Source organism: Streptomyces sp. NPDC048643 (assembly GCF_040650615.1).
GTDB lineage: Bacteria > Actinomycetota > Actinomycetes > Streptomycetales > Streptomycetaceae > Streptomyces.
This window is the reverse complement of record NZ_JBEZHO010000017.1, coordinates 1-23,574: the sequence shown is the minus strand read 5'-3', so window position 1 is coordinate 23,574 and position 23,574 is coordinate 1. Positions and strand designations below refer to the sequence as shown.

Annotated in this window: 17 protein-coding genes; 7 read left to right on the top strand and 10 right to left on the bottom strand. The window is 73.1% G+C overall.

Going from position 1 to position 23,574, the window contains the following annotated elements; all coding sequences use genetic code 11:
* The first annotated feature begins 329 nt into the window (after window positions 1–329).
* The 5 genes from AB0C62_RS18805 to AB0C62_RS18785 all read left to right on the top strand — a co-directional run bounded on the left by AB0C62_RS18805 (window position 330) and on the right by AB0C62_RS18785 (window position 6,901).
* Complete coding sequence (locus tag AB0C62_RS18805; RefSeq protein WP_081220123.1) at window positions 330–599, top strand: hypothetical protein; 270 nt, start codon at window positions 330–332, stop codon at window positions 597–599.
* A 106-nt stretch (window positions 600–705) separates the two neighbouring features.
* Complete coding sequence (locus tag AB0C62_RS18800; protein ID WP_362974485.1) at window positions 706–1,902, top strand: radical SAM protein; 1,197 nt, start codon at window positions 706–708, stop codon at window positions 1,900–1,902.
* Window positions 1,899–3,485, top strand: coding sequence for an MFS transporter (locus tag AB0C62_RS18795; RefSeq protein ID WP_362974483.1), 1,587 nt, complete (start codon window positions 1,899–1,901; stop codon window positions 3,483–3,485). Before AB0C62_RS18800 ends, AB0C62_RS18795 begins: the two co-directional genes overlap by 4 nt.
* A 157-nt stretch (window positions 3,486–3,642) precedes the next feature.
* On the top strand, window positions 3,643–5,772 hold the full coding sequence (locus AB0C62_RS18790) for a prolyl oligopeptidase family serine peptidase (protein ID WP_362974481.1): 2,130 nt from the start codon (window positions 3,643–3,645) through the stop codon (window positions 5,770–5,772).
* Between the two features lies 1 nt (window position 5,773).
* On the top strand, window positions 5,774–6,901 hold the full coding sequence (locus AB0C62_RS18785; protein WP_362974479.1) for a glycosyltransferase: 1,128 nt from the start codon (window positions 5,774–5,776) through the stop codon (window positions 6,899–6,901).
* A 555-nt stretch (window positions 6,902–7,456) separates the two neighbouring features.
* Here the strand turns inward: AB0C62_RS18785 and AB0C62_RS18780 are convergent.
* From AB0C62_RS18780 to AB0C62_RS18755, 6 genes are all read right to left on the bottom strand, one after another.
* A complete protein-coding gene (locus AB0C62_RS18780; RefSeq protein WP_362974477.1) occupies window positions 7,457–8,068 on the bottom strand; it encodes a GAF domain-containing protein in 612 nt (203 codons plus the stop codon).
* Window positions 8,065–8,925, bottom strand: a complete 861-nt coding sequence (locus tag AB0C62_RS18775; protein WP_081220129.1) for a S8 family serine peptidase — start codon at window positions 8,923–8,925, stop codon at window positions 8,065–8,067. Before AB0C62_RS18775 ends, AB0C62_RS18780 begins: the two co-directional genes overlap by 4 nt.
* The gene (locus AB0C62_RS18770; RefSeq protein WP_362974475.1) at window positions 8,922–11,996 is read right to left on the bottom strand and encodes an adenylate/guanylate cyclase domain-containing protein; all 3,075 of its coding nucleotides are present in this window, start codon (window positions 11,994–11,996) and stop codon (window positions 8,922–8,924) included. Before AB0C62_RS18770 ends, AB0C62_RS18775 begins: the two co-directional genes overlap by 4 nt.
* 89 nt (window positions 11,997–12,085) lie before the next feature.
* Window positions 12,086–12,295, bottom strand: a complete 210-nt coding sequence (locus AB0C62_RS18765) for an aroma-sacti cluster domain-containing protein (RefSeq protein WP_362974473.1) — start codon at window positions 12,293–12,295, stop codon at window positions 12,086–12,088.
* On the bottom strand, window positions 12,288–12,980 hold the full coding sequence (locus AB0C62_RS18760; protein ID WP_362974471.1) for an iron-containing redox enzyme family protein: 693 nt from the start codon (window positions 12,978–12,980) through the stop codon (window positions 12,288–12,290). Before AB0C62_RS18760 ends, AB0C62_RS18765 begins: the two co-directional genes overlap by 8 nt.
* Window positions 12,977–14,131 carry a radical SAM protein gene (locus AB0C62_RS18755; protein ID WP_362974701.1) on the bottom strand — a complete coding sequence of 385 codons (1,155 nt, stop codon included), beginning with the start codon at window positions 14,129–14,131 and terminating at the stop codon, window positions 12,977–12,979. Before AB0C62_RS18755 ends, AB0C62_RS18760 begins: the two co-directional genes overlap by 4 nt.
* 405 nt (window positions 14,132–14,536) lie before the next feature.
* Between AB0C62_RS18755 and AB0C62_RS18750 the strand changes: the two genes are divergently transcribed.
* Window positions 14,537–16,429: a BTAD domain-containing putative transcriptional regulator gene (locus tag AB0C62_RS18750; RefSeq protein ID WP_362974469.1), complete on the top strand. Its 1,893-nt coding sequence runs from the start codon at window positions 14,537–14,539 to the stop codon at window positions 16,427–16,429.
* A gap of 421 nt (window positions 16,430–16,850) precedes the next feature.
* Here AB0C62_RS18750 and AB0C62_RS18745 read toward each other — a convergent pair whose 3' ends face one another.
* Window positions 16,851–17,912 carry a LuxR C-terminal-related transcriptional regulator gene (locus AB0C62_RS18745; RefSeq protein WP_362974467.1) on the bottom strand — a complete coding sequence of 354 codons (1,062 nt, stop codon included), beginning with the start codon at window positions 17,910–17,912 and terminating at the stop codon, window positions 16,851–16,853.
* A 99-nt stretch (window positions 17,913–18,011) separates the two neighbouring features.
* Here AB0C62_RS18745 and AB0C62_RS18740 point away from each other — a divergent pair, with 99 nt between their 5' ends.
* Window positions 18,012–18,200 (top strand): hypothetical protein, encoded by a 189-nt coding sequence (locus AB0C62_RS18740; RefSeq protein WP_362974465.1) that lies wholly within the window; start codon window positions 18,012–18,014, stop codon window positions 18,198–18,200.
* Between the two features lie 105 nt (window positions 18,201–18,305).
* On the opposite strand, the gene AB0C62_RS18735 is transcribed toward AB0C62_RS18740, so the two are convergent.
* From AB0C62_RS18735 to AB0C62_RS18725, 3 genes are all read right to left on the bottom strand, one after another.
* Window positions 18,306–19,052 (bottom strand): aspartyl/asparaginyl beta-hydroxylase domain-containing protein, encoded by a 747-nt coding sequence (locus AB0C62_RS18735; protein ID WP_362974463.1) that lies wholly within the window; start codon window positions 19,050–19,052, stop codon window positions 18,306–18,308.
* Between the two features lie 164 nt (window positions 19,053–19,216).
* Entirely contained in the window at window positions 19,217–20,515 is a 1,299-nt protein-coding gene (locus AB0C62_RS18730; RefSeq protein WP_362974461.1) for a cation:proton antiporter, read from the bottom strand.
* A 77-nt stretch (window positions 20,516–20,592) separates the two neighbouring features.
* On the bottom strand, window positions 20,593–23,574 hold a 2,982-nt coding region (locus AB0C62_RS18725; RefSeq protein ID WP_362974459.1), incomplete at its 5' end, for an amino acid adenylation domain-containing protein.

Below are 23,574 nucleotides of genomic sequence, written 5' to 3'. Positions count from 1 at the left end.
GTCCGAACTACTCGCAGCAAGGCGCTTCGGCCGCCTTCGTGCCGTGCCACCCGAAGCAACGCCTTACGGCCGCATCCGCGGCCCGCTGCCCCCCCCCCGGGAGCGCTGTCCCACGGCCGCCCTCTCCGCCGCGCCGCCCACCTGCCACCGCGACCGCGGCCGCCACCGCCACCGCCACCGCACGACGCTCACCCGGCGCGCCCACCAGGGGGATTCACCGTCGCCCAACCGGCGGCGAACCGGTGCCGAACCCCCTGCTCCTAGCTTCCTGCCGGTCGGCGCAGTGCTGCCGTCCGTCGTCCCGAACGCCCGTCGTATGGAGGACCATCATGGCCGAGAACGTCGAGCCCAACGAGGAGACCACCGAGACCCCCGCGGAGGAGACTCCCGAGGTTGTCGCGCACGCCGCTTCGAACGTCGCCTGGTGCGGTGTGCACCAGGAGTCGGTGGACGAGCCCGAGGTGGTCGCGCACGCCGCCTCCAACGTCGCCTGGTGCGGTGTGCACCAGGAGCACCTCGACGAGCCGGAGGTGGTCGCGCACTCCGAGGAGGGCGAGGACACCCCGTGGTGCGGTGTCCACCAGGAGCACAACGCCTGATCGGTTCACCACCGGCGCGGTCCTTCCCGGTCGCGGCGGCGCCTGACGCCGTCGCGACCGGGGCCGCGCCCGCCTCCCAACTCCCACCCCCGCTCCGGAGGTTGCCGTGCCCGGTACGCAGTCCGTCGCCGTCCCCACCGCCGGGGCCCGTCTGATCCGTGCCCGCAGGGGGTGGTGGTTCCTGGGTGCCGGCGGATACGCCCTGATGCGGCCCGGCCAGGTGGAGCCCGACGGCACCCTGCGGCCCTCGGCCGAGCGCTATCTCCGCGAGGCCGGCCTGTACGAGGTGAAGCCCTACAACTCGTACTCGCTGACCGTGCTGACCAGCACGGACTGCAACCTCGGCTGTGGCTACTGCTTCCAGAACACCGCGCAGGACCCGAAGGGCGGCAGCAGGCCGCCGCGGATCAGCCACGCCCGCCTCACTCCCGAAGGCGTGAGCCAGGTACTGGAGTTCACCCGCGAGCGCATGGCCGCCGCGGAGATGGACCGGCTGTCGCTGCTGCTGTTCGGCGGCGAGCCGCTGCTCAACCCGCGAGGCTGCCGCGACCTGCTCACCCGGGCCGGTCAACTGGGCGCCCTCACCGCGTCGATGACGTCCAACGGCACGCTGCTCACCCCGCTGATCGCCAAGGAACTCAACGCGGCGGGCCTCGGCTCCGTGCAGGTGACCTTCGACGGCGACCGGGCCGACCACGACGCCATCCGGGTACGGCGCTCCGGGGGCGGCACCTTCGACGTCATCGTCTCCAACATCGCGCGTGCCATCGAGAAGACCTCCCTGCGCTGGATGCTGCGGGTCAACGTCTCGCACCTGAACCGGCACGGTGTGGACGAACTGGTCGAACGGCTCGGCACCCGCCTCGATCCGGCCCGCTGCGGCATCCACTTCGCCCGCGTCGGCGACGTCGGCGTCGGCTACGCCAACAACCTGATGCACGAGAACGGCCTCGTCGACGACTTCGTCCGCTGGCACGCCCGCGCGCTGGAACTCGGCTTCACGGTGTCCCGCCCGCGCGCCCATGTCGCGTGCCAGGCCTGCTCCTTCACCGACGGCCGCTACGGCGCCGTCGTCAACGCCGACGGTGTCCTCGCCAGTTGCTGGGAGACCGCAGGCAAACCCGGCATGGAGGTCGGCACCATCGCCGACGGCTATCTCGACGCCGAGCAGACGGAGGGCCGCTGGGTCAGCTGCCACGACCACTACCAGTACGACGAGGAGGCGGCCGTCCGCGCCGTCTTCCAGGACCGGGTCGACGCCGGAGTCCTGGACTGCCTCGACGCCGTCGGACGGCTGGGATGAAAAGCGCCGGCATCCTGCGCACCAACCCCGACTTCCGCCGCTTCTGGCTCAGTTCGACGCTGTCCACCCTCGGGTCCCAGCTGTCGTTGCTCGCCTTCCCGCTGCTCGTCCTGTCCATCGGCGGCAGCGCCGCACAGGCCGGTACGGTCGCGACCTGCTCGCTGGTGACCCGGACGCTGCTGCGCCTGCCGTCGGGCCATCTCGCCGACCGGCTCGACCGGCGGATGATCATGGTCGGGACCGATCTGGTGCGGCTCGTGGCACTGGCGAGCATTCCGCTGGTGTCGGCGCTGGGGGACCTCGGGCAGGCGCATCTCCTCGGCGTCGCCGTGGTCGAGGGCGCGGCGACGGCCCTCTTCGCCCCCGCGGCCACGATCGCCGTGCGCGACGTGGTGCCGGAGAAGGACCTCACCGACGCGCTGAGCCGCAGTCAGGCCGCCATGGCGTCGAGTTCGCTCATCGGCCCGTTCCTCGGCGGCTGGCTGTTCACACTGGACCCGATCCTGCCGTTCGCCGCCGACGCCCTGTCCTACGGGGTGTCGGCCGTGCTGCTGCTGCGGATCGCCTCCCGGCCCGCCCACCAGGCCGCGGGGGCCGAGCGCGACAACCGGCTCACGGCCGGGCTGCGCTGGCTCACGCACCAGCGGGCGCTGCTGGCCGCACTGCTGTTCGCCGCGGGCATCAACGTCGTCTCGGCGGCGGCCCAGACGACCATGGTCGTCTCCCTGCGGCAGAGCGGCGCGGGCGGCACGGCGATCGGAGCGGTGATGGGCTGCGCGGGCGTCGGTGCGATGCTGGGCGCCGCCTCGGCACCATGGCTGATCAAGCGCATCCCCGCCGCCCGGCTGTTCCTGCTCATCGGCGCGGTGTGGGCGGTCGGCCTCGCCGTCTTCTCCGGGACCACGCACCCCTGGACGATCGGCCCGGTGCTGGTCGTGGTCGTCTTCTTCAGTCCGCCGGCGGGCATCGTCGTCGGCCGCGCGATGCTGGTCCTCGCACCCCGGGACCTGCTCGGCAGGGTCAGCACCGCGACCGGACTCCTCATGGCCGGTCTGGCCTCCCTCGGGCCCCTCCTCGCAGGCTCCTTCGTGGATTCCCTGGGGTCGAGCCACACCTGGCTGGCCCTGGCCGGAACCGCGGCGGTGGTCACCGTGCTGTCGTCCGTGCCCCTGCTGCGCGAGACCAGCCTGGACGCCGTGGCGGACGACGCGAAGAAGGCCGTGGCGGACGTGAAGCGGGGCGTGGCCGACGCGCGGAAGGGTGAGCCCGCCGGCCGGTCGACCGTCCTCCGGGACTCCCCTGCTCCCGCCGACTCCACGACTCCGGCACACCCCACCGCACAGGCCGCGCCCGCTGCCCCCGCCGCCTCCACGGCCCCGGCCGGTGCCACGGCTGCCGTTGTCGTCCCCGACTCCGCGGACCCCGTCGGCGCGAGCCCTACCCACCGGGCGGAGGTCATGGCGCACGGCGACCCGGACGCTTCGGGCGGTCCAGGATCACCTGGCGACCCCGGGCCCGTGGATCCTGCCGCCCCGCCTCCCGGCCCGCCTCCCGTCCAGCGCCCCGGCACCGGCGCGTCCTGAGTCCCGTCGCTCGTCCGCCGGTGCCCGGTAGGGGCGTCCGTACCCTTCCGTCGCTCCTCCTCCCGCACGCCGCGGGCGCACGAGGTGCCTCCTCCCGAGACCGACGTGATCCGTTCCCCCTGTCCGTCTCCCTGTCCGCACTCCCTGGAGCGCCGCGATGACCCAGTCCCCGCCCCGTGACGCGGGGCCGGTGTCCGGCCGGTACACCTACCCGACCGCTCCGCGCAGCGGACCGGAGGAGGTCCTCCACGGAGTGCGCGTGGCCGACCCCTACCGCTGGCTGGAGGACCCGCGGGACCCCGCGACCGCCGCGTGGTGCGCCGCTCAGGACCTGCTCTACGCCGACGAGGAGGCCCGCTGGCCGGCCCGGGACGCCCTGCTCGCGCGGATGACAGCCCTGCTCGCCGGCGGCGGCACCCGGCCACCGGTGGCGCGCGGCGGACGGGAGTTCCATCCGCGCAGGGAACCGGGGCGCGAACTCGCCGCGCTGGCCGTCCGCGAGACCGGCCGGACCCGGATCCTGCTCGACCCGCTGGACGCCGACCCGTCCGGTACGACGGTGCTCGACGCCTGGGAACCGTCGTGGGAGGGCGACCTCGTGGCCGTCCAGCTCTCCTCGGGCGGTACGGAGCACTCGGTGCTGCGCGTGCTCGACACGGCGACGGGCGAGACGGTCGACGGGCCCGTGGACCGGGTCCGCCGTTCCCCCGTGGCCTGGCTGCCGGGCGGCCACGCCTTCTACTACGTGCGCCGGCTGTCGTCCGAACACGCCACGGGCGGGACCGGGCTTCGACGCCGCGTCTACCTGCACCGGGTCGGCACACCGGCGGACCAGGACGCGGAGATCTTCGGCGCCGGACGGTCGGACACCCAGTACTACACCGTGGCCACCGCCCCCGACGGCCGGCTCCTGGTCGTCGGCGCGGGCGAGGGCACCTCACCGCACACCGACCTGTGGACCGCCGACCTGACCGCGACCGCCCCCGACCGGCCCGGACTGCGCCGCCTCCAGCACGGCGACGACGGCCGCACCTCGGTCCGCCTCAGGCCCGGCCGGGGGCCGCTGCTGCTGCGCACGACAGCCGGCGCCCCGCGCGGCCGGATCGCCGCGGCCGCGCGCGACGCCACGGATCCCGGCCAGTGGCGCACCCTGGTCGCCGAGCAACCCGGCACCGTGCTGCAGGACTTCGCGGTCCTGGACGGCCCGGCACTGGACCGTCCCCTGCTGGCGGTCGTACGAACCCGGCACGCCGTCGGCGAGTTGACCCTGCACGACGCCCGGAACGGCGCCCGGACCGGAACCGTACCCCTGCCCGGACAGGGCACGGTCACCAACCTGACAGCACGTCAAGAAGCGGGACACGAGCTGTGGTTCGCGTACACCGACCACGTCACGCCCGCCGTCGTCCTGCACTACGACGCCGTCACCGGGCGCCTGCGTCCCTGGCCCGGCGGTTCTCCATCGACGGCGCCCGCCGAGGACGTGAAGGTCACCCAGGAGGTCCTGCGCTCCCGCGACGGCACCGAGGTGCGCCTGTTCGTCATGTCTCCCACGGGACGCCCCGACACACCCCGCCCCACCGTCGTCACCGGCTACGGCGGCTTCGGCGCCTCGATGACCCCCGGCTTCACCCCGCAGGCCGTGCCCTGGGTCCGCGCGGGCGGTGTGTACGCGGTGGCCTGCGTGCGCGGCGGGGGAGAGGAGGGCGAGGAGTGGCACCGGGCCGGACGCCGTGAGCACAAGCACAACACCTTCGACGACTTCGACGCCGCGGCGGACCACCTGCTCCGTGCCGGATGGGCCGCACCCGGCCGGCTCGGCGTCCTCGGCAGCTCCAACGGCGGCCTGCTGGCCGCGGCCGCGCTGACCCGGAGGCCGGAGACCTACGCCGCCGTCGTGTGCGCGGCCCCTCTGCTCGACATGGTCCGCTACGAGCTGTCGGGAATGGGTGCGAGCTGGCGCGACGAGTACGGCAGCGCGGCGGACCCCGCACAGTTCGCGCGGCTGCTCTCGTACTCGCCCTACCATCAGGTGCGTCAGGGCGCGCGCTACCCGGCCGTGCTGCTGGCCGTCTTCGACGGGGACACCCGCGTCGACCCCGCGCACGCCCGGAAGATGTGCGCCGCACTCCAGTGGGCCGGCACGGGTGACGGGCCGGTCGTGCTGCGCACCGAGCGCGGTGTCGGACACGGCGCGCGCGGCGCCTCGCGCAGCGCACGCCTCTACGCGGACGTCATGGCCTTCCTCGCCCACCACCTGGGCCTTCTCCTGCCCAAGGACGGCTGACATGAAGGTGCTCCTGTGCCCGCTGAACGACCCGGGCTACCTCTATCCCGCCCTCGCCGTCGGCGCCGAACTGCGCCGCCGCGCCCACACCGTGCACGTCCTCGCCGGGCCGCGAGCCGCACCGGCGGCCACCGCCGCGGGCCTGGAGACGGTGGCCGTCGCGGACGCCACGGCACTGTCGGTGTCCCACTGGACGGTCCGCGGGCCCGAGCAGTACACCGAGGTGGCGTGGGCGGTCCGGCAGACGCGGCCCGACGTCCTGGTCACCTCCGTGCTCTGCCACGGCGCCCTGGTGGCCGCCGAGGCCGCCGGCCTGCCGGTGGTCGTCCTCGGTCTGGCGGCGCACCTGTGGCCCTATCGCCCCGAGACCGACGCGGCCGACGCTGCCGACGCGCACGACCGCACCTGGCGGCTGACGGAGACCCTGAAGCATTACGGGGCGGTACGGGAGGCGGCCGGCCTCGCCCCACGGCGCGACCGGTTCCCCGACACCCCCTTGCTCGGCACGGCCTTCCTGCTGCGCGGGCACCCCGCCCTGGAACCACCCGGTGCCGAACTGCCCCCGGCCGTACGCCATGTCGGCCCCTGCTGGTGGGAGCCGGAACCTCCGGCGGCCGAACCGTTGCCGGATTCCAAGCCCCTGGCGTACGTCCATCTCGGCCGGACCTTCGGCGGCGCCTCCCTCTGGCCGCGCCTCAACGCCGCCTTCACCTCCGGCACCCACCGGGCCGTCGTGGAACTGGGACGGTCCGGCGACCCGGAGGCGGCCGCGGGCGCCGACCTGATCGTCGGCCGCCGCCCCTGGATGGGACCACTCGTCGACCGGGCCGACCTCGTTCTGACCAACGCGACGTCCGCGCCCGTCCTCGCCGCACTCCTGCGCGGCAAGCCGCTGCTCGTCGCCCCCAACGGGTCCGAGCAGCAGGTTCTCGCCGCCGGCTGTCTGCGCGCCGGCGTCGCCCGCAGGCTGCCGGAGCCCGGCGCCTCCGCCGCCGACCTGCGCTCCGCGGTCGAGGAGACCGCCCACGATCCCGAACTCCGGGCGCGCGCCGAAGAGATCGCCGCCCTGCTCGCCGCCGGCAAGAGCGAGACCCGCGCCGCCGACACCGTGGAATCGGCGTCGCGCTGACCTGACGGACGCCGTCCGCCCGACCCGGCCGAGTCCCGCCCGGGCACGGATCGACGCCGGTTGCCCTCCGGCCAGGTGAACGGGCATTTGCCGAGGGCGACTTGGGTGGGCTCGCTCCGTTCCCGGCGTGCTCGGCGTCAGTCGACGTGTCCTGCCCCGTAGCCAAGGGAGTCGGCCTTCGCCGGACAGTCGCCACGCGATCCGGGTGGGCCGTGCCGGGTGTCCGTCGACGCCTCTTGCCCTCCAGGCCGGAGAGGTGGCTCCCGTCCAACGGCCGTCACCCGGACCGATGTGGCCAACTCCGTTGTCAGCGGGCCGATATCGCTTGGTCCCGGCGCCCGTAGCCGGCGCCGTACGAACCCTGCGGTGGGGCACTCGGGATCGCCGCGATCGCCGTCCCCTGGGCCGCGTCCCCCGGGAATCGGCTCGCCCGGGGAGCACGACGCGGCGCCCCGGGCGGGCGACCGCGGGCTTCCCCGAGCCCGAGCCCGAGGCCGTGGCTCCCGCCGGCCGGCGAGGAGTCGGGGCTGCCCGGAAGTGCGGCAGCCCCAGGTGTCAGCCCTCGTGCGTCGCCTGGGGCGGTACTCCGTCGAGGAGCACGTCCCGTAGCGCGGCGAGGAGTTCCAGGCCCCGGGCGCGGACCGCCGACGGTGTCTCCTCGTGGCGGCGGTCGGCGATGACCGCGAGAGCCGCCGCGGCCTGGCGGGCGAAGAGCGCGAGGAGGTCGAGTTCGGAGAGGCTGGAGCGGGACTGCTCGGCGGGGTCGAGCACTTCGAGGACGCCGAGCACCCGGTCGTGATGGGCGAGCGGCGCGGCCATCAGCGCGTCCGGCACGTACCCGGTCGACTTGGCGACGTCCCGGGCGAACATGCCCTGTTCACGGAGGTCGTCCGCGATCATGGGCTCGCCCGAGACGAGAACCCAGCCGGCGAGACCCCGGTCGGCGGGGAACCGCGAGCCCACGAGGGACTCCTCGCCCTCGCCGGCCACGGCCTGGAAGACGAGTTCGTCGGCGTCCCGGTCGTGCAGCAGGACGGAACTGGCCGCGGCGCCGAAGATCGCTCGCGCGGTGTCGACGACGGACTGCAGCAGATCGTGCTCCGCGCTGCCGGGGCGGGTGGCGGGGTCCACGCCTGCGGCGGGGACGAGGCCGGGGGACTGGCTCATGATTCACCTCGGGTTCCTGGTTCGCCGATGCGCACGTTCGCGGCGGAGAGGTAGAGCGCGTGCTTGATCTGAAAAGGTGTCAGCTTCGGGCGGGTGCCGAGCAGGCGTGCGCACATTCCGCTGATGAAGGGGGTGGCGAAGCTGTTGCCCGTGGTGCGGATGGTCCTGCCGCCCGTCCAGGCCACCTGCACGTTCTGGCCGGGTGCGAAGAACTCCACCGGCGGAGCCGGGTTGTAGAGGAAGAGCCCGGAGTCGTCCTCGCGGTGCGTGCCGACCGAGATGACCGACGAGAACCGCCAGGGGAAGCTCTCCACCGGGGTGTTGTGGGCGGATGCCACCAGCGTGGTGCCGGTGAAGAACGCCTGGTCGGCCAGGGACCGCAGGGTCTCCAGGAACTTCGGACGGGTCGTGGACAGACTGAGGTTGACCACGTCGAATCCCTGGTCGACGGCCCACCGCAGCCCGGTGAGCAGGGCCTCCCCGCTCCCGGTGAAGCCCTCGCCGAGCACCCGCACGCTGTACAACTCGCAGTCCGGTGCCACGCGCCGGACGATGCCCGCGCACGCCGTTCCGTGCCCGCAGCCGTCTCCGGCGCCGTCGGGCAGCGGTCCGCTGTCGACGACGCGAAGGGTGCCGTCGGGGGCGGGCGCCACCTCGTAGGACCCCTGGACGGCGCCGACCGAGGGATGGCCGCACTCCACCCCGGTGTCGACCACGCAGACGCGCACCCCACCGCCGTCCGACCACGCCGAGGGGTCGGCGGGCAGGTCGGGCACCGTGTCGGCGAGCATCGTGAGGTCCTCGGGAGAGCGGTCACGCAGGCTCCAGGTGAGCCCTCCTGCCGTTCCTGTGGTCATCCGGTCCTGCCTTCCCGTCCGGCCGGGCGGTCCGCGCCCCGGGCCGTGGCCGTCATCTCGTCGGCGAACGCGGACGCGCGGTCCGTGCCCGGCCGGTGCCCCTTGGCGGCGAAGTGCCCCAGAGCCGTACGTGCCTCCCGCGCCGCGTCCGCGGACAGCCCGAGGGTGCGTAGCGTGTGGGCGAGGTCGAGGGCCGCGGTGCCCCGGACGACCGGGGAGTCCGTGGCGCCCGCCGCGGCGACGGCCCGGTCCGCGCAGACGCGCGCGAGGTCCGGGTCCCCGGCGAGTGCCAGGGCGCGGCCCCGCAGCGCGTACGCGTCGGCGGACTCGGCCGGAGGCAGGTCGGCCCGTTCCGGGTCCGGCAGAGCCAGCGCCTCGGCGGGGTCCCCGCGGTCCAGCAGGATGCGCGCCCGCTCCCGGGCGATGCCGGGCAGGGCGCCCGCGGCGCCGAGTTCACGGCCGGCGCGCGCCGCCTCCTCCAGCAGGGCGAGCCGTCGCACGGGCGTACCGGTCGCGGCCTCGATCTCCGCGGCGAAAAGGGGGACGAAGAGCGCGCTCTCCGCGTAGCCGAGGCCGCGGGCGAGGCGCGCCGCCTCGGCCAGCCGCTCGTGCGCCTCCTCGTGCCTGCCGTGCAGCGCGAGGAGCACGGCCAACGGGCAGCCCAGCGTGGCCCGTACGGTGGGACGGCCCGCGCCGTGGGCCGTCAGCAGTTCCTCGCAGCGCTCGACGGCCCGCGCGACCGGGGTGGGGCCGCGCCACAGCGAGATGCCCACGGCGCCGAGCGCCAGCGCCCGTTCGGGTTCGGCGTCCGCACGGTCGGCGTGGTCCAGGGCCCGCCGGAGCAACTCCTCGGCCTCGGCGTGCAGTCCGCGACGCTGACGGTCCTGGGCGACACGGACACAGGCACGCGCGATGCCCTGGTCGTCACCCGCTCCGGTGAACAGCGGGAGCGCGGCCTCGGCCACCTCGGCGGCGGACCCGTGCCGGGGGTCGAGCGCGGTCAGCGCCAGCCGGGCGTGGGTGGCGCCCAGCAGGTCACCGGTCCGGTCCGCCGCGTCGAGCGCGTCGGCCAGCAGCTGTCGGCCCCGCTCCGGTTCGCCGCGGGCGACCTTCGTCTCGCCGAGCCGTCGGGCGGCCTCACCGGTGAAGTGGTCCCCGGGAGCGGCCAGTTCCAGCGCCTGGGTGAGGAGGTCGTCGGCCCACGGCAGGTCGGAACGCGCCAGGGCGGCCGCACCGGCCCGGGTGAGCAGTTGGGCGGCACGCGCCCGCAACGCGTCGGAGTCGCCGTCGTGGACGCCCAGCTCGGTGAGCAGACGGTGGGCGCGGGCCAGATGGGAGCCGACGGCGGCGTCACCCGCGTCGTGGCGGACGAGGACCCGGGCGGCGTGCTCGTGACGCCGGGCGCGCACCTTCTTGGCCATCCCCCGGTAGGCGGTCTCCTGCACCAGGGCGCTGCCGAACCGGAGCAGCGAACTCGTGGACAGGGTGCGGCCGGCGGCCTCGATGAGCCGCCGTCGTACGAGACCGCGCAGCAGACCGCCGGGGGAGTCCGCCGGCCCATCGGGTTCCTCGGAGCCGGCGAGTTCGGTCAGGTCGGCGCGCTGGAACTCCCGTCCGAGGACGGCGGCCACCTGGAGCAGGGTCCGCTCCTCGGGCGGCAGTGCGTCGATGCGGGCGCCGAGCAGGGCGTGCACGGTCAGGGGCAGGTCGTCGCACTCGGCCGCCATGGCCGTCAGATGCTCCAGGTACAGCGGATTGCCCTCGGCGCGGTCGAGCGCGCCCTCCAGTACGCCCTGCCGGTGGGCGGCCACCTCGACCAGCTCGTCGGCGAGAGCGGCGGCCTCCTCCCGGGTGAGCGGGGTGAGCAGCAGCGAAGCGGACCGCATCCGGCCGCTGCCCCAGCCGGGACGGGTCTCCAGCAACTCCGGGCGTGCGACGCACACCAGGGCCACGGGGGAGCGGTCGAGCTCGTCCAGCAACCGGTCCGCCATGTCGAGCAGCGGCCCGGACGCCCAGTGGCAGTCGTCGAGCACCACGACCACCGGCCGCTCACGGGACAGCGCGTCCAGGAGACAGGCCAGCGCCATGAGGGTGTCGTCCGCCGAGGGACTGGGTGTGCCGTCCGCGAGCAGCCCGTTTCGCAGCAGGCGCAGTGCCTGCTCCGCCTCCGTCCGCTCGGGGGCCGGCAGCGCGGTGAGGGCGGCGTCCTCCCCGACGGCCGCGAGGACCTGGCGTACCGCCTCGGCGAGCGGCGACAGCGAACCCGTCTCGCCGTAGGGCCGGCACCGGCCCTCGCCGTAGGCCGGGCAGTCCCGCAGCCACTCGCGCAGCAGGCGCGTCTTGCCGAGGCCCGCCTCGCCGTAGACGGTCACCAGGTGCGAGCGCGGGTCCGTCTCCAACTTACGCAAGAGCAAACGCAGTTCGGCCATCTCCTGCGCGCGGCCGATGAAGGGCGTGTCGAAGCGGCGTACCCGCTCCGGGTCGTCCTCGTGCAGGGCGACCAGACGGTGGGCAGGGACGGGGACACCGACTCCCTTGAGGGACAGCGCCCCCGCGGACTCGGTGACCGCGGAGGGGCCGGCGGCGTGCAGCGTGGCCGGGCCGATGAGGATGTCCCCCGCCCCGGCGTGCTGTTCGAGCCGGGCGCCGATGTTGACGACCTCGCCGGACACCAGGGCCTGCCGGGCGGCGGGGTCCACGCTGACCACCACCTCACCGGTGTTCACACCGATCCGGACGGCGAGCCGTACACCGTGCTCCCGCTCCAGCTCGGCGTTGAGTCCGTCGAGCCCGGTGACCATGCCGCGCGCGGCGGCGAGCGCCCGGTGCGCGTCGTCCTCGTGGCGCACGGGAACCCCGAACACCGCCATCACGGCGTCGCCGATGAACTTCTCGACGGTGCCGCCGTGTTCCTCGATCCGCGCCCGCATCAGCGCGAAGTACCGGAGTGTCACCGTGCGCAGGGTCTCCGGGTCGAGGCGCCCGGACAGGGCCGTCGAACCGACGAGGTCGCAGAAGAGCACGGTCACCACCCGGCGCTCCTCGGCGGTGGCGGTGTCGCCCGCGGCCACGCACGCGGTCCCGCACCGGGGACAGAACGCGGCTCCCTCCGGAGGGGGTTCGGGGCACCGGGGGCACTTCACGCGCGCGCCGTCGGTCATCAGAACAGCGCTCCGCCGGCGATCTCGCTGTGCGCCTGCACCTCCGGCTCGGCCGCGTCCAGCCGCTCCTTCAGGCCCAGCAGCAGGGTCAGTTCCTCCGTGCTGAGATCCCCGAGCACCTCCCGCTGCTCGGGGGAGAGGCTGTGCAGCGGGAACCCGGCGTCCTCCAGCGCGCGGAGGCGGTCGCGATCGGGTACGGGGTCATTCATGGGCGCTCTCCCATCCGGTTGGTGCCGCGGCGATGCGGTCGAACAGCTCGGCGAGGGAGGCGACCGTGTGCAGGGCGCTCACGGCGACCAGGGAACGCTGGCCGGCGTCCAGCGGCAGTTCGTCGATCAGCCGGTCCAGGTCCGCGCTGTGCCCGTCGTCGAGGTCCGCGTGGAGGCGTACGGTCGCGAAGGCGGCCTCCGGCAGCCCGGTCTCCCGTGACAGTCGGTCGGCCAGACCCGGGGCGGGCGCGTTCCCCTCCAGCACCGCGATGTAGCCGAGGAGGGCCACCGGATGGCAGTGCTCGATCCAGTAGTGCTGCGCCCCCACCAGGGCGGCCACATGGGCGGGCGGGACGGCGTCGGTCAGCTCGCCCGGGGCCGCCCCGGTCACCGCGGCGTCGGCGAGCAGCCACTCGTCGTGGCCCCGTTCCTCCTCGGCGTGCGCCCGCAGATACCGGGCGAGCGGCCGGGCCACCGGGTCCCGCGGGAGCGCCTCGCACCGTGCGGCGGCCCGCTCCATCAGCGGGACGGAGGCGCGGATCACCTGGTGCATGGCCCGCAGGTAGCGCCGGTAGCGGTCGGCGAGCCCCGGTCCGGAGCGCCACATGCGGGCGGCCGAGGTCCACAGGACGGGCTGTACGAGGGACAGTTCGAGTCGCAGGCTCGCGACGGCCGACGGGCTCACGCGGGAACCTCCTCGTCGCCGACACCGCCGACACCGCCGCCGCCGACGCCGCCGATTCCGGCGACTCCGCTCAGGCCGTCTGCCTCACCGGCATCTGCGGCACCACCCGCACCGCCGAGCAGTACGAGCGGCGCGTACCGGTCGCTCCCGTAGCGTCGCAGCAGCGTGGCGGCCCCCGCGTCGCGCTGGAGCCGGGCACCGAGCACGTCCATCGCGCCCGCCGCCGGACGCGAACCGGACCGCTCGGCCGCCTTCAGCGCCGCGGGCCGCCGGGCCAGACCACGGCAGTCCGCGCACGACCCGACCCCCGCGGTACGGACGGTGCGCAGCACGGGCGACTCCTGGCAGCGGCGCCGTACGGCGGCCCAGTCGTCCTCCGCGATGTGCCCGAGCCGCAGGTGGTCGGGAACCGGGCGGGCGTCGACCACCAGCTGGTTGCAGCAGGCCGCGACGGTGCCGTCGAAGGCCACCACCGGCCAGGCCGCCATCGCGCACGGCGCCGGCGGTACGTCGGAGAGACCCTCCCGTGCCGCGTCCCGGAGCGGGATCGTGCGCGCCGTCGCCCAGCCCGCCGCCCGTCCCACCGGCCGGATGTGATTGACCAGAACCGCCGCCTGGTCCCGGAATTCGCTGCGAATGGAGCTGGTGACGTCGGCGAGATACGCGTCGTCCGCCGCGGTGCCCGCCACATGGAAACTCACGTCGATTCCGGTTTCCATGATGTGGTGCATCGCGCGAAATACCGCCGCGCGCGGAACTTCACGTTCGTGGAACACGTCGATGCTCGCCGAGAAATGGGCGACGTCCCGCAGCGCGCGCAGGATGCGGTCGGGCACCCGGCCCTCGCTCGCGAAGAACATGCCGCTGAGGACCGACGTCCGCGTTCCGGCCGCCGAGGCGAGCGCCGCGAGGTCCGCCACGAGCGCGGGCCGCAACAGCGGCTCACCGCCCGTGAGCATGAGGACCTCCGGACGGTCCGCGGGGGTGAAGCCGGCGACGAAGCGGCGTAACGCCCCGCCCGGTGTGTCCTCGCCGCGCGGCCCCGAGGAGGTGGAGCAGTGGGCGCAGCTCAGCGGGCAGCGCCTGGTGAGGGTGGCGAGCAGCCCGGCCGCGGGTACCGGACGTAGCTCGATGATCTCCGCCAGCCGCATCTCGTCACCTCCGTCGGTCACCGGGACGTGCGGCCCCACCGTGCGGGACGCCGGTTCGGTCGCGGTTGGCGGCCGGTTCGGGGCCGGTACGCGGCGCAGCGCCGACAGCCGCGATCCGGAGGGCACTTCCGTGCGTCGATTCGCCGTACTTCGTCCGTCTGTTCACCCTTTATCCCGGCGGGTCTGTTGCTGCATGCACCTTGAGCCATCCTCGAGTCCATGGCCCCGGCACCGGCTTGTGCGCATGCTGTGAAGGCCGAAGGAATTGCACCGAATTCCCGACGTGTTCACGGCTCCTCGCGGATTCCCTCACCCCCTGCCGCTCCTCGGAGGCTTTCGTGTACGGAATGTTTTCCCTCGCCCAGAACCCCGACGACACCGGTTGGGGAAGGGGCTGAGGGGGAGATGGTCGATTCGCTCACGGAAAGCCGCGGCGCTGATTCGGTTCCCGGAATTCCACGAGAGCCCGCCGGTGAGATCGGCGGTGCCGAAGCCGCCGCTCCCCTGCGACTGACCCTCCTCGGCCCGCTGCGGGCCTTCCGCGACGGACTGCCCCTGGAGCTCGGGCCGTTGAAGCAGCGCCTCGTCCTCGCGGTCCTGCTCACCCGCCCCAACACGCCGGTGTCACTGGAGGAACTGACCGACGCCGTCTGGCCGGACGACCCGCCCCGCACGGCCCGCAAGAACCTCCAGGTGTACGTGTCGACCCTGCGCCGGGTGCTCGACCCCGACGACCTGGGCCGGCTGCGCCACGGACCCGGCGGCTACGTCCTGCACCTCACTCCGCAGGAGTGCGACACCCTGCGCTTCGACGAACTGGCCCGGCACGGCGACGCCGAGATGCGCGCCGGCGCGTCGAGTCGCGCCGCCCGCACGTACCGCCAGGCCCTGGACCTGTGGCGGCACGACCCCTTCAGCGACCTGGTGGCCCGGGCCGACGTACTGCGCGCCGCGGTCGAACGCCGCCATGCCCGGCGGCTGGCCGTCTACGAGGCCTGGGCGGAGGCGCAGCTGGAGATCGGCGACCCGGGCCCGGTCGCGGACACCGTGGACGAGATGGTGAGCCGCCATCCCCTGCGGGAGAGGCTGCGCGCAGTCCAGCTCATCGCGCTGCACCAGGTCGGCCGCAGGACGGAGGCGCTGGCCGCCTACGACGACTGCCGGCAGCTCCTGTCCAGGGAACTGGGCCTGGAACCCGGTGCCGCCCTGCAGAGCGCCTACCGCTCCCTGCTGGTCGACCTGGCCCCGCCCCGGCCGCGCGGCGCTCCCACCGGGTCGCGGCTGCTCCCCCCGGACCTCGCCGACTTCACCGGACGCACCCAGGAACTGGACGCCGTCAGCGCGCAGTTGGCCACCGAGGGCGGCCCCCCGGTCCTGGTGACCGGCGCGGCCGGCGCCGGCAAGACCGCCTTCGCCGTGCACGTCGCGCACCGCCTCGCCGCGCGCTACCCCGACGGCGTGGTCGCCACCCGGCTGTGCGCCGAGGACGGCTCCCCGCGCCCCTGGGCGTCGGTCCTGGCGGAGCTGGCCCGCTCCCTCGGCTGCACGGAGCGGCTGCCCGCAGGCCGGGAGGAGGCCGCCACCGTCTGGCGGTCCTGGCTGTCGGGGCGCCGGATCCTGCTGCTCCTGGACGACGCACCCGACGCCGCAGCCCTCGGCCCGCTGCTGCCCCCGTCCGGCACCACGGCCGCGCTGGTCACCTCCCGCAGCCGGCTGCCCTGTCTGGAGTCCGCACACCGGGTCGAACTCCCTCCCCTGTCATCCGAGGAGGCCCTGGACCTGCTCGGCGGCATCATCGGGCGCCCCCGGCTGACCGCCGAACACGCCGCCGCCGCACGGGTCGCCGCCGCCACGGGGCACCTTCCGTTCGCCCTGCGCGCCGCCGGGAACCGCCTGTCCGTGCTGCGCCACATGCCGCTCGGCCAGTACGCGGATCGTCTCGAACATCCGCTGGAGGCGTTGGACGAACTCGCGTCGGGCGGCCTCGGGGTCCGCGCCCGTCTCGCCGGGGCGTGGGCCCGGCTGCCCGCCCCCGCCCGCGACTCCCTCAACGCACTGGCCGCGCTGCCGGGTTCCTCCTTCACCCTCCCCGCCGCCGCCCGCGCCCTGGGTCGGGACGGGCGGGACGCGCAGCGCGCCCTGGAGGAACTGATCGACGTCGGCGTCCTCCCGCCGCCGTCCCCGCCCGAGGTCACCGCGCACCTCGCCGCGCTCCCGGACGCGGTGCGCTACGAACTGCCCTGGCTGACACTCCTGTTCGCGCGCGAACAGGCCGCCGTGCCGGGAGACCGGTGCTAGGCGCTCCCCGCGCGGCCGAGGGAGGGGGATCAGCTCCGTGGCCACGGCCGCGCGCGGATGCCTCGTCGGCCCGGGCCCACGGGGGAGGCGCTCCGCGCAGGGCGGGTGCGGCGCTCTCCCGCGGCGCGGCGGCGGAGGGCGCCGTCGGGTCGGGAGCGCGAACTGCCCCGTACCAAGCATGAGAGGGCACCGGGCGCTCCCAGCCGCCACCTCGCCCCGGGAGCACGCTCCGGTGTCACGGCGGCCACGCCGCGTCCCGTCGGGACCGGGGCCCTGGCCGCCTCCTCGGGCCGGCCGGGCTCCCGTCGAGGGCGTCTCGCCAACGGCTCGGGGCCGCGCCGGAAGGAAGGGACCCGGGCGGGCCGCGTCCGGTCCGACACGGTCGGCGCACGGACGCCGAAGGCTCGCTCCGGCGAGGTTCTCAGGTCCCGCCCGTGGCCGCCGAGGCCGGACCGGAGGACTGTACGCGGGCCAGGTACCCGGCCTGGAAGCGGCTGGCCGCGCCGAGTTGTTCCATGATCTCGGCGATGTGCTTGCGGCAGGTGCGCAGCGACATTCCCAGCCGCCGGGCCACCATCTCGTCCTTCATGCCCTCGGCCAGCAGCCGCACGATCGCCTGCTTCACCTCGTCCCGCGCCGAACTCTCCGTCCAGGCCGGGTGGTAGGGCTCGGCAAGCGACCAGGCGTGGTCGAAGGTCGCGCAGAGATAGGAGACCGTGGACGGCTCCTGGATGACGATGGCCGCGTCCAGGTCGTCCTGGTGCGGGATGAACACCGTCTCCGCGTCGAAGGCGACCATGCGCCCGAACAGCTCGCTCAGCGTCCTGATCTCGGCGCCCTCGTCCGTCATCCGCCGCGCGTACTCCTGCGTGGGCAGGTGGTAGCGGGCCGTGTGCTGGTACAGCGTGCGCATGCGCACGCCGCGTCGCAGCATGTCGCGGTCCTGCACGAACGCCTGCTCCAGCAGCGCCGGGGAGCGGCCGCCGCCGGGGTGGCACGTGCGGACCTCCTGACGGCACCGCATGGTCGCCTCGGTGATCATCCCCACGACGGTCTTCAGGTCGGTGACCTCCGTCAGTGGCGCCCGTCCCCGCCACTGCCGTCTGCCCTCCGCGTAGAAGGGCGCCAGGACGGACAGTTCGGCCCGCAGCCGGTCGATCTCGGCGAGCTGCCGGCGCAGCCCGGCCTCCCTCGGCGCGACCAGTGCGGCGAGCGCCTCGTCGGGCGCCACCGCGACCAACTCCTCGGGGTTCCCCGGGAGGTGGCGCAGCAGCAACAATTCGGTCAGCGTCGTCACCGCCGACGCCGTGCGGGTCTCCGGCAACCCCAGAGTCGCGCCCAGCGTCCTCGCGTCGCACGATCCCTGGTCGCTCACCCACCGGAACACCCGGACGGCGTCCTCGGACAACTGCGCCTCGTGCGACGCCCACCCGGCCGCCGTACGCAGGCCCGGTATCTCGCCGTCCTCACCGATGCCGCCCACCCAACCCCCCTCATCAGCCAGATGACCCCGACAGCCCCTGTCATGTTCATTGTTCAGATCTGCGATGGATTTTCCCAGACCCTCTCGGAAGGAATCGCCGTGAAGCGGAACAAAACCGTATTCGTCCTGTTCCTCGAACGTCTGGCCCTCCTCGGCGGCCTGACACGCGCCGGCCGACGCCGGGCCGGGTCCCACGGAGCCACGGCCCGCGAGGTCCTCGACCAGCCACCGCGGCCCGTGCGCGACAGCGACGGCGACGCGCCGACCGTCCCCACACCGCACTGGTGACCGCCCGGCGACGACGGAGCCCCACGGACGCCCGCCCCACACGCCGGCCAAGAGGGCCGCCCGGCCCACGACCGGACGACCCTCGACAAGATCTTCAGCGGCGCCCTAGCCCATCAGCTTGCGGATCTCGGTGATGAGACCAACGAGGGCCTCACGCTCGGGGACGGTCGTCTCCGGGTGCCACAGGTCCACGAGGAGACAGGTACGCGGCCGGGTGCCGTTGTTCCACGCCTCGTGCACGAAGGAGTAGTCGAAGAGCAGGCACTCGCCCTCCTGCCAGCGCCGCGTCTCGTCGGCGACCGTGATGCCGCACCCCTCGGGGATGTCGACCGCGAGGTGCAGATTGATGCTGAAGTTCCACAGGTCGCAGTGCGGGGCGATCGAGGCGCCGGGAAGCAGCGTCGAGAAGTGGCTCTCCAGGAGGGGGCAGAGCTTGCCCTGATCGATGACCTCGCGGGTGAGGACCGTGTACGCGGTGGGCACCAGAGCGGCCGAGGACTCGACCGGCCCGCCGTCCCGGAAGAGGTACAGCGCCTGCCAGTTCTCCTGGCGGCTCAGATAGTGCTCGTAGTCGGAGAAGGCGCTCTTGCGATCGGACCACGCGTCCGCGAGCTCCCGCTTGATGGCGCCGTGTCCGGCTTCGAAGGCGCGGACGACGGGTTCGATCTCGGGGTGCTCGTAGGGATCGTGCCAGGGCGTCGGTGAAATCCCCGGCATGACCCACTTGGCGTCCTTCTGCAGCGGATGGCGCTCCTGCCGCTTGGCGTACACCATCTCCTCGACGCGGGTGACGGAGCGGGCTCCGTGCCGGTCCTTCACGTCCTGGAAGATCTGATCTATTTCCGGTGTCATGTCTCGCTCTCTCTGGCCACGCATGCCTGCTCGGCGTGCTCGTGCGGGGTGAGAAGGTGTGGGGGTCGGCGAAGTCCGGATCGCGGCGCGGCGGCCGAGTGCTCCAGAAGAGGGCGGAAGCGCCGATGCCGTGCTCCGCGCCGACCGGTCCGTCACCAGGACGGTCATCTGGCCACGACTTCGCCTCGCTTCACGGGAGTTGCTCGCTGCTGGACGGCAAGGCGGTCGATCAGGGTGAGCCCGGGGGCCGTCAGCACCGTGGTGACCAGCGTCATCACCACCAGCAGGGCGAACACGGTCGGGGTGATGATCTTGAGATCCAGTCCGACGCCGAGCACCACGAGCTCCGTCAGCCCCCGGCAGTTCATCAGGGCGCCGAGTGAGAGCGACTCCTGCCAACCCAGCCCGGTGAGCCGGGCCGCACCCGTGCTCCCCGCCCACTTGGTGACGGTCGCGACGGCGATGATGAGGGCGCACCAGCCCCACAGGGCCGGGTCCGCGCCGATCAGTCGGAAGTCGGTCTGCAGTCCGGAGTAGGTGAAGAACAACGGCAGCAGAAGCACCACGGTGACGCCTCGCACCTGTTCCACGGCCGCCGTCTGTGCCGCACCGCGCGGCACGGTGACGCCGAACAGGAAGGCCCCGAAGATCGGGTGGATGCCGATCCAGTCCGTGGCGAACGATGCCAGCAGGATTCCCGCGAGGAGCACGAGCAGGAGTGATGTTCCTCCGTCCAGCCGATCCGCGTGACGCTCGGCCAGCCGTGCCAGCAAGGGACGCAGTCCGTACATCATCACCGAGATGAACACAGCGGTCAGGACGACAGTGGTGAGGACCGAGGTCCAGGAGGTGCCCCGTCCCAGCGCTGTCGCCAGGGCGAGCAGGCACCAGGCGGTGATGTCGTCGACGGCCGCGCACGTGAGGGCGAGCGCGCCGACAGGGGTGCGGTCGATCCGCCGGTCCGTGAGAATCCGTGCGAGCACCGGGAACGCGGTGATGCTCATGGACACGGCGATGAAGAGCGCGAAGGCCGGGAACCCGATACCGCGGTCCGCGAAGCGCCCGTACATCACGAACGCGAGGAGAACCCCGCCGATCATGGGCACGGCCACGCTCACATGGCTGACGAACGCCGCGACCTTGCCGCGACTGCGGACGTGCCCCACGTTCAACTCGTAACCGACCAGGAACATGAAGAGGACCAGGCCGACCTGGGCCAGTGCGTTGATCACGGGCAGCAGGTCCGCGGGAAAGAGCCACTCTTGCCCGGAGGGCCAGACGGCTCCGAGCAGGGAAGGGCCCAGCGCTATGCCGGTCAGGATCTCACCGATCACCGGAGGCTGCCCCAACCGCCGGCAGAGACGGCCCGCGATATGGCAGCAGGCCATGATCAGGGCAAGTACCAGGAAAAGATGGGAGAGTCGAGATACGGCCGGTAGGCCCATGGCGAGCTCGGTCATCATCGGCGAAACACCATTTCTCTGAGTTGGCGAATGTGTCGGCGCGAACCGCAGGAGGGTCCGCATCCACCCTTGAATGCCTACCGTTCGCTCGCCCGGGCGATGCCCTGCCATATGTCGGCCAGCGAGTCCGGGCGAGCCATTTCCGCATGACTGCAGGCGATGCGCACGACCTCGAGTCGCCCTGCTACGTGCGCGCTCCACACCGTCGCGGCGGACGCGTCCGTGGGCCTTCCATGGCCGGCCTCGTAGAACTGGACATCCCCGTCGAACTCGCCGGGAACGTGCTGCGTCATGATCCGGTGGTTGTTCCTGTATATCGCGGCGATCTCCGCGAGATGCCGCTCGGCGAGTTCGGTGAACATGCTGCGGTCCCGGCGCAGCGCCGCCACGATCCCCGTCATCGTGAGTGGCTCCTCACCGTCCTCGGCCCGCACTCCGAAGAATTCGGCGAGTCCCGCCGCTACTTCCTCCTCCGTTATCGGGAGTGACGTCGCGGTCTCGTGTGCGGGGTAGGAGTCCAGCAGTGCGAGGGTCTCCACCTGCTCGCCCTGTGCCCGTAGCTGGACGGACATCTCGTGGGCGACGACACCGCCGAAGGACCAGCCCATCAGGTGGTACGGACCCGATTCCTGTACAGCGCGGATCTGCCGGACGTAGTCGGCCGCCATCTCCCGTATCGAATCCGGAAGTGCGTCCTTGCCGTCCAGACCTCGCGCCTGGAGGGCGTAGACGGAGTGTTCCGGCGAGGCGATTCCGGCCAACGGCGCATAGCACCAGCCGATTCCGCTCACCGGGTGGACACAGAAGACGGCCGAGCTGCCACCGCGGTCCTTGATGGGCAGGAGCACGTCGAACGCCTCCCCGGCCGAAGACCGGCCCAGCTGTTCGGCAAGGGTGGCAACGGTGGGCGCGGCGAAGAGAGCCCGGATGGCCAGCCCGTCGCCAAGGACGTCCCGGATACGGCTGATCAGCTGAACCGCCAGCAGGGAGTGGCCGCCCAACTCGAAGAAGTTGTCGTCGATTCCGACCGCGGGCACGCCCAGGATCTCCGCGAACAGCCCGCACAGGATTTCCTCCCGCGGGTTCCGCGGACCGCGCCCGGCCGCGTCCGCCGCGAACACGGGAGCCGGCAGCGCGCGTCGATTCAGTTTGCCGTTGGTGGTCAGCGGGAGCCGGTCGAGCACCACGAACGCGGAGGGAACCATGTACTCCGGCAGCAGACCCGCCACATGCGCACGCAGGGCCTCGGTGTCCACCGTGTCGGTGCCGCCCTCGGGAACCACATAGGCCACGAGGCGCTTGTCGCCCGGCTGGTCCTCACGAGCCACGACCGCGACCTGCGCCAGCCCGGCGAAGCGGCTCAACACTGTCTCGATCTCGCCGAGTTCGATGCGGAAGCCGCGGATCTTGACCTGGTCGTCGACCCGGCCCAGGAACTCCAGCAGCCCTTCACGGGACCAGCGGGCCACGTCGCCCGTGCGGTACATACGGCTGCCGGCCGGTCCGAAGGGATCGGCGACGAACCGCTCCGCCGTCAGGTCCGGACGCCCGAAGTAGCCCCGGGCCAACCCCGCACCCGCGATGTACAGCTCCCCGGTGACCCCTGCCGGAACCGGCTGAAGATTGCCGTCCAGGACGTAGGTCTGCGTGTTGTGCAGCGGGCGGCCGATCGACGGTGCTCCCGTGACGGGGGCGTCCGTGGACCAGACAGTGGCGTACACCGTCGCCTCGGTCGGGCCGTAGATGTTGTAGACGCGGCCGGCCCGGAGTTCGTCCCTGACCTCGGTGGCGGCCTGCGCTGTCAGGGCCTCGCCGCAGAACACCACGGTGTCCGCCGTGGCGCGCACGTCGCCCTGGGACACGATCCGGCCCAGCGCGGACGGAACTCCACTCACCAGGACCGGCGAACGGTCGTCGGCGTCCCGGTCGCCGAGGGCCAGCAGATCACGAAGCACCTCGATGCGACCGCCGGTCAGCAACGGTCCGAACATCTCGAACACGGAGACGTCGAAGTTGAGTGACGTGCTGAACAGGACATGGGCCAGGCGCCGTTCACCGAACTCGTCACGCGCCCAGGCGACCAGGTTGGCCACATTGGCGTGGGTGACGACGACGCCCTTGGGGCGACCGGTGGACCCCGAGGTGTAGATGATGTACGCCGGGTGCGGCGGTTGCAGCACACCGATCCGGTCACGGTCGGTCGGATCGGTGGCCGGCCGGCTCTCGATGGCGGCGACCACCTCGGGAGAGTCCAGGACCAGGCGCGGAATCCGGGAGCCGTCCGGGAGCATCCGCTCGGTCTCCTCGACGGTGAGGACGAGCGCCGGATCGGCATCCTGCAGCATGTAGGCGATCCGGTCCGCCGGGTACGCGGGGTCGACGGGCATATAGGCGGCCCCCGCCTTGAGCACGGCGAGCAGCGCCACCATGGTCTGCGCGGTACGCGGCAGAGCGAGAGCGACGAACTGTTCGGGGCCGACCCCGTGCGCGATCAGATGGTGGGCCAGGCGGTTGGCCCGCTCGTTCAACTCGCCGTAGCTCAGATCGGTGTCCGAGGCCAGGACCGCCGGGCGTCCCGGCGTCAGGGCGACCTGAGACTGGAAGAGCGCGGGAAGAGTCGCATCCGACAGCTCAGCCGCGGTGTCGTTCCACTTCCCCAGGATCTGCCGTTGCTCCGGCGCGGAAAGGATCTCGATGCGGCCGAGCGGCCGGTCAGGATCCGCGACCGCCGCTTCCACCACGCGCACCATCCGGGTCACGAGGGTTTCGACGCTCTCCTGGTCGAACAGGTCCGTGCTGTAGTGCAGCAGGCCGCCGATTCCGGCCGGACGGCTGTCGATCCCGTACTGCTCGGTGAAAGTGAAGCCCAGGTCGAAGCGGCTGAACTCGATCGGGACCGACTCCTGAGCCACTGTCAGACCGGGCAGGTTCAGCGCACTGCCGCCGGTGGCGTCCACGCCGAAGATGACCTGGAACAGGGGGTGGCGGGCCAGCGACCGCTGGGGGTTGATCGCCTCCACCAGTCGTTCGAACGGTACGTCCTGGTGGGAGTAGGCGGC

Excerpts from the sequence above, each read along its gene's own strand:
- AB0C62_RS18795 (WP_362974483.1), top strand. The coding sequence starts at position 1,899 with ATGAAAAGCGCCGGCATCCTGCGCACCAACCCCGACTTCCGCCGCTTC.
- AB0C62_RS18790 (WP_362974481.1), top strand. The coding sequence starts at position 3,643 with ATGACCCAGTCCCCGCCCCGTGACGCGGGGCCGGTGTCCGGCCGGTAC.
- AB0C62_RS18730 (WP_362974461.1), bottom strand. The coding sequence starts at position 20,515 with ATGATGACCGAGCTCGCCATGGGCCTACCGGCCGTATCTCGACTCTCC.
- AB0C62_RS18775 (WP_081220129.1), bottom strand. The coding sequence starts at position 8,925 with ATGACCACAGGAACGGCAGGAGGGCTCACCTGGAGCCTGCGTGACCGC.
- AB0C62_RS18785 (WP_362974479.1), top strand. The coding sequence starts at position 5,774 with ATGAAGGTGCTCCTGTGCCCGCTGAACGACCCGGGCTACCTCTATCCC.
- AB0C62_RS18805 (WP_081220123.1), top strand. The coding sequence starts at position 330 with ATGGCCGAGAACGTCGAGCCCAACGAGGAGACCACCGAGACCCCCGCG.
- AB0C62_RS18735 (WP_362974463.1), bottom strand. The coding sequence starts at position 19,052 with ATGACACCGGAAATAGATCAGATCTTCCAGGACGTGAAGGACCGGCAC.
- AB0C62_RS18765 (WP_362974473.1), bottom strand. The coding sequence starts at position 12,295 with ATGAATGACCCCGTACCCGATCGCGACCGCCTCCGCGCGCTGGAGGAC.
- AB0C62_RS18755 (WP_362974701.1), bottom strand. The coding sequence starts at position 14,131 with ATGCGGCTGGCGGAGATCATCGAGCTACGTCCGGTACCCGCGGCCGGG.
- AB0C62_RS18780 (WP_362974477.1), bottom strand. The coding sequence starts at position 8,068 with ATGAGCCAGTCCCCCGGCCTCGTCCCCGCCGCAGGCGTGGACCCCGCC.
- AB0C62_RS18750 (WP_362974469.1), top strand. The coding sequence starts at position 14,537 with ATGGTCGATTCGCTCACGGAAAGCCGCGGCGCTGATTCGGTTCCCGGA.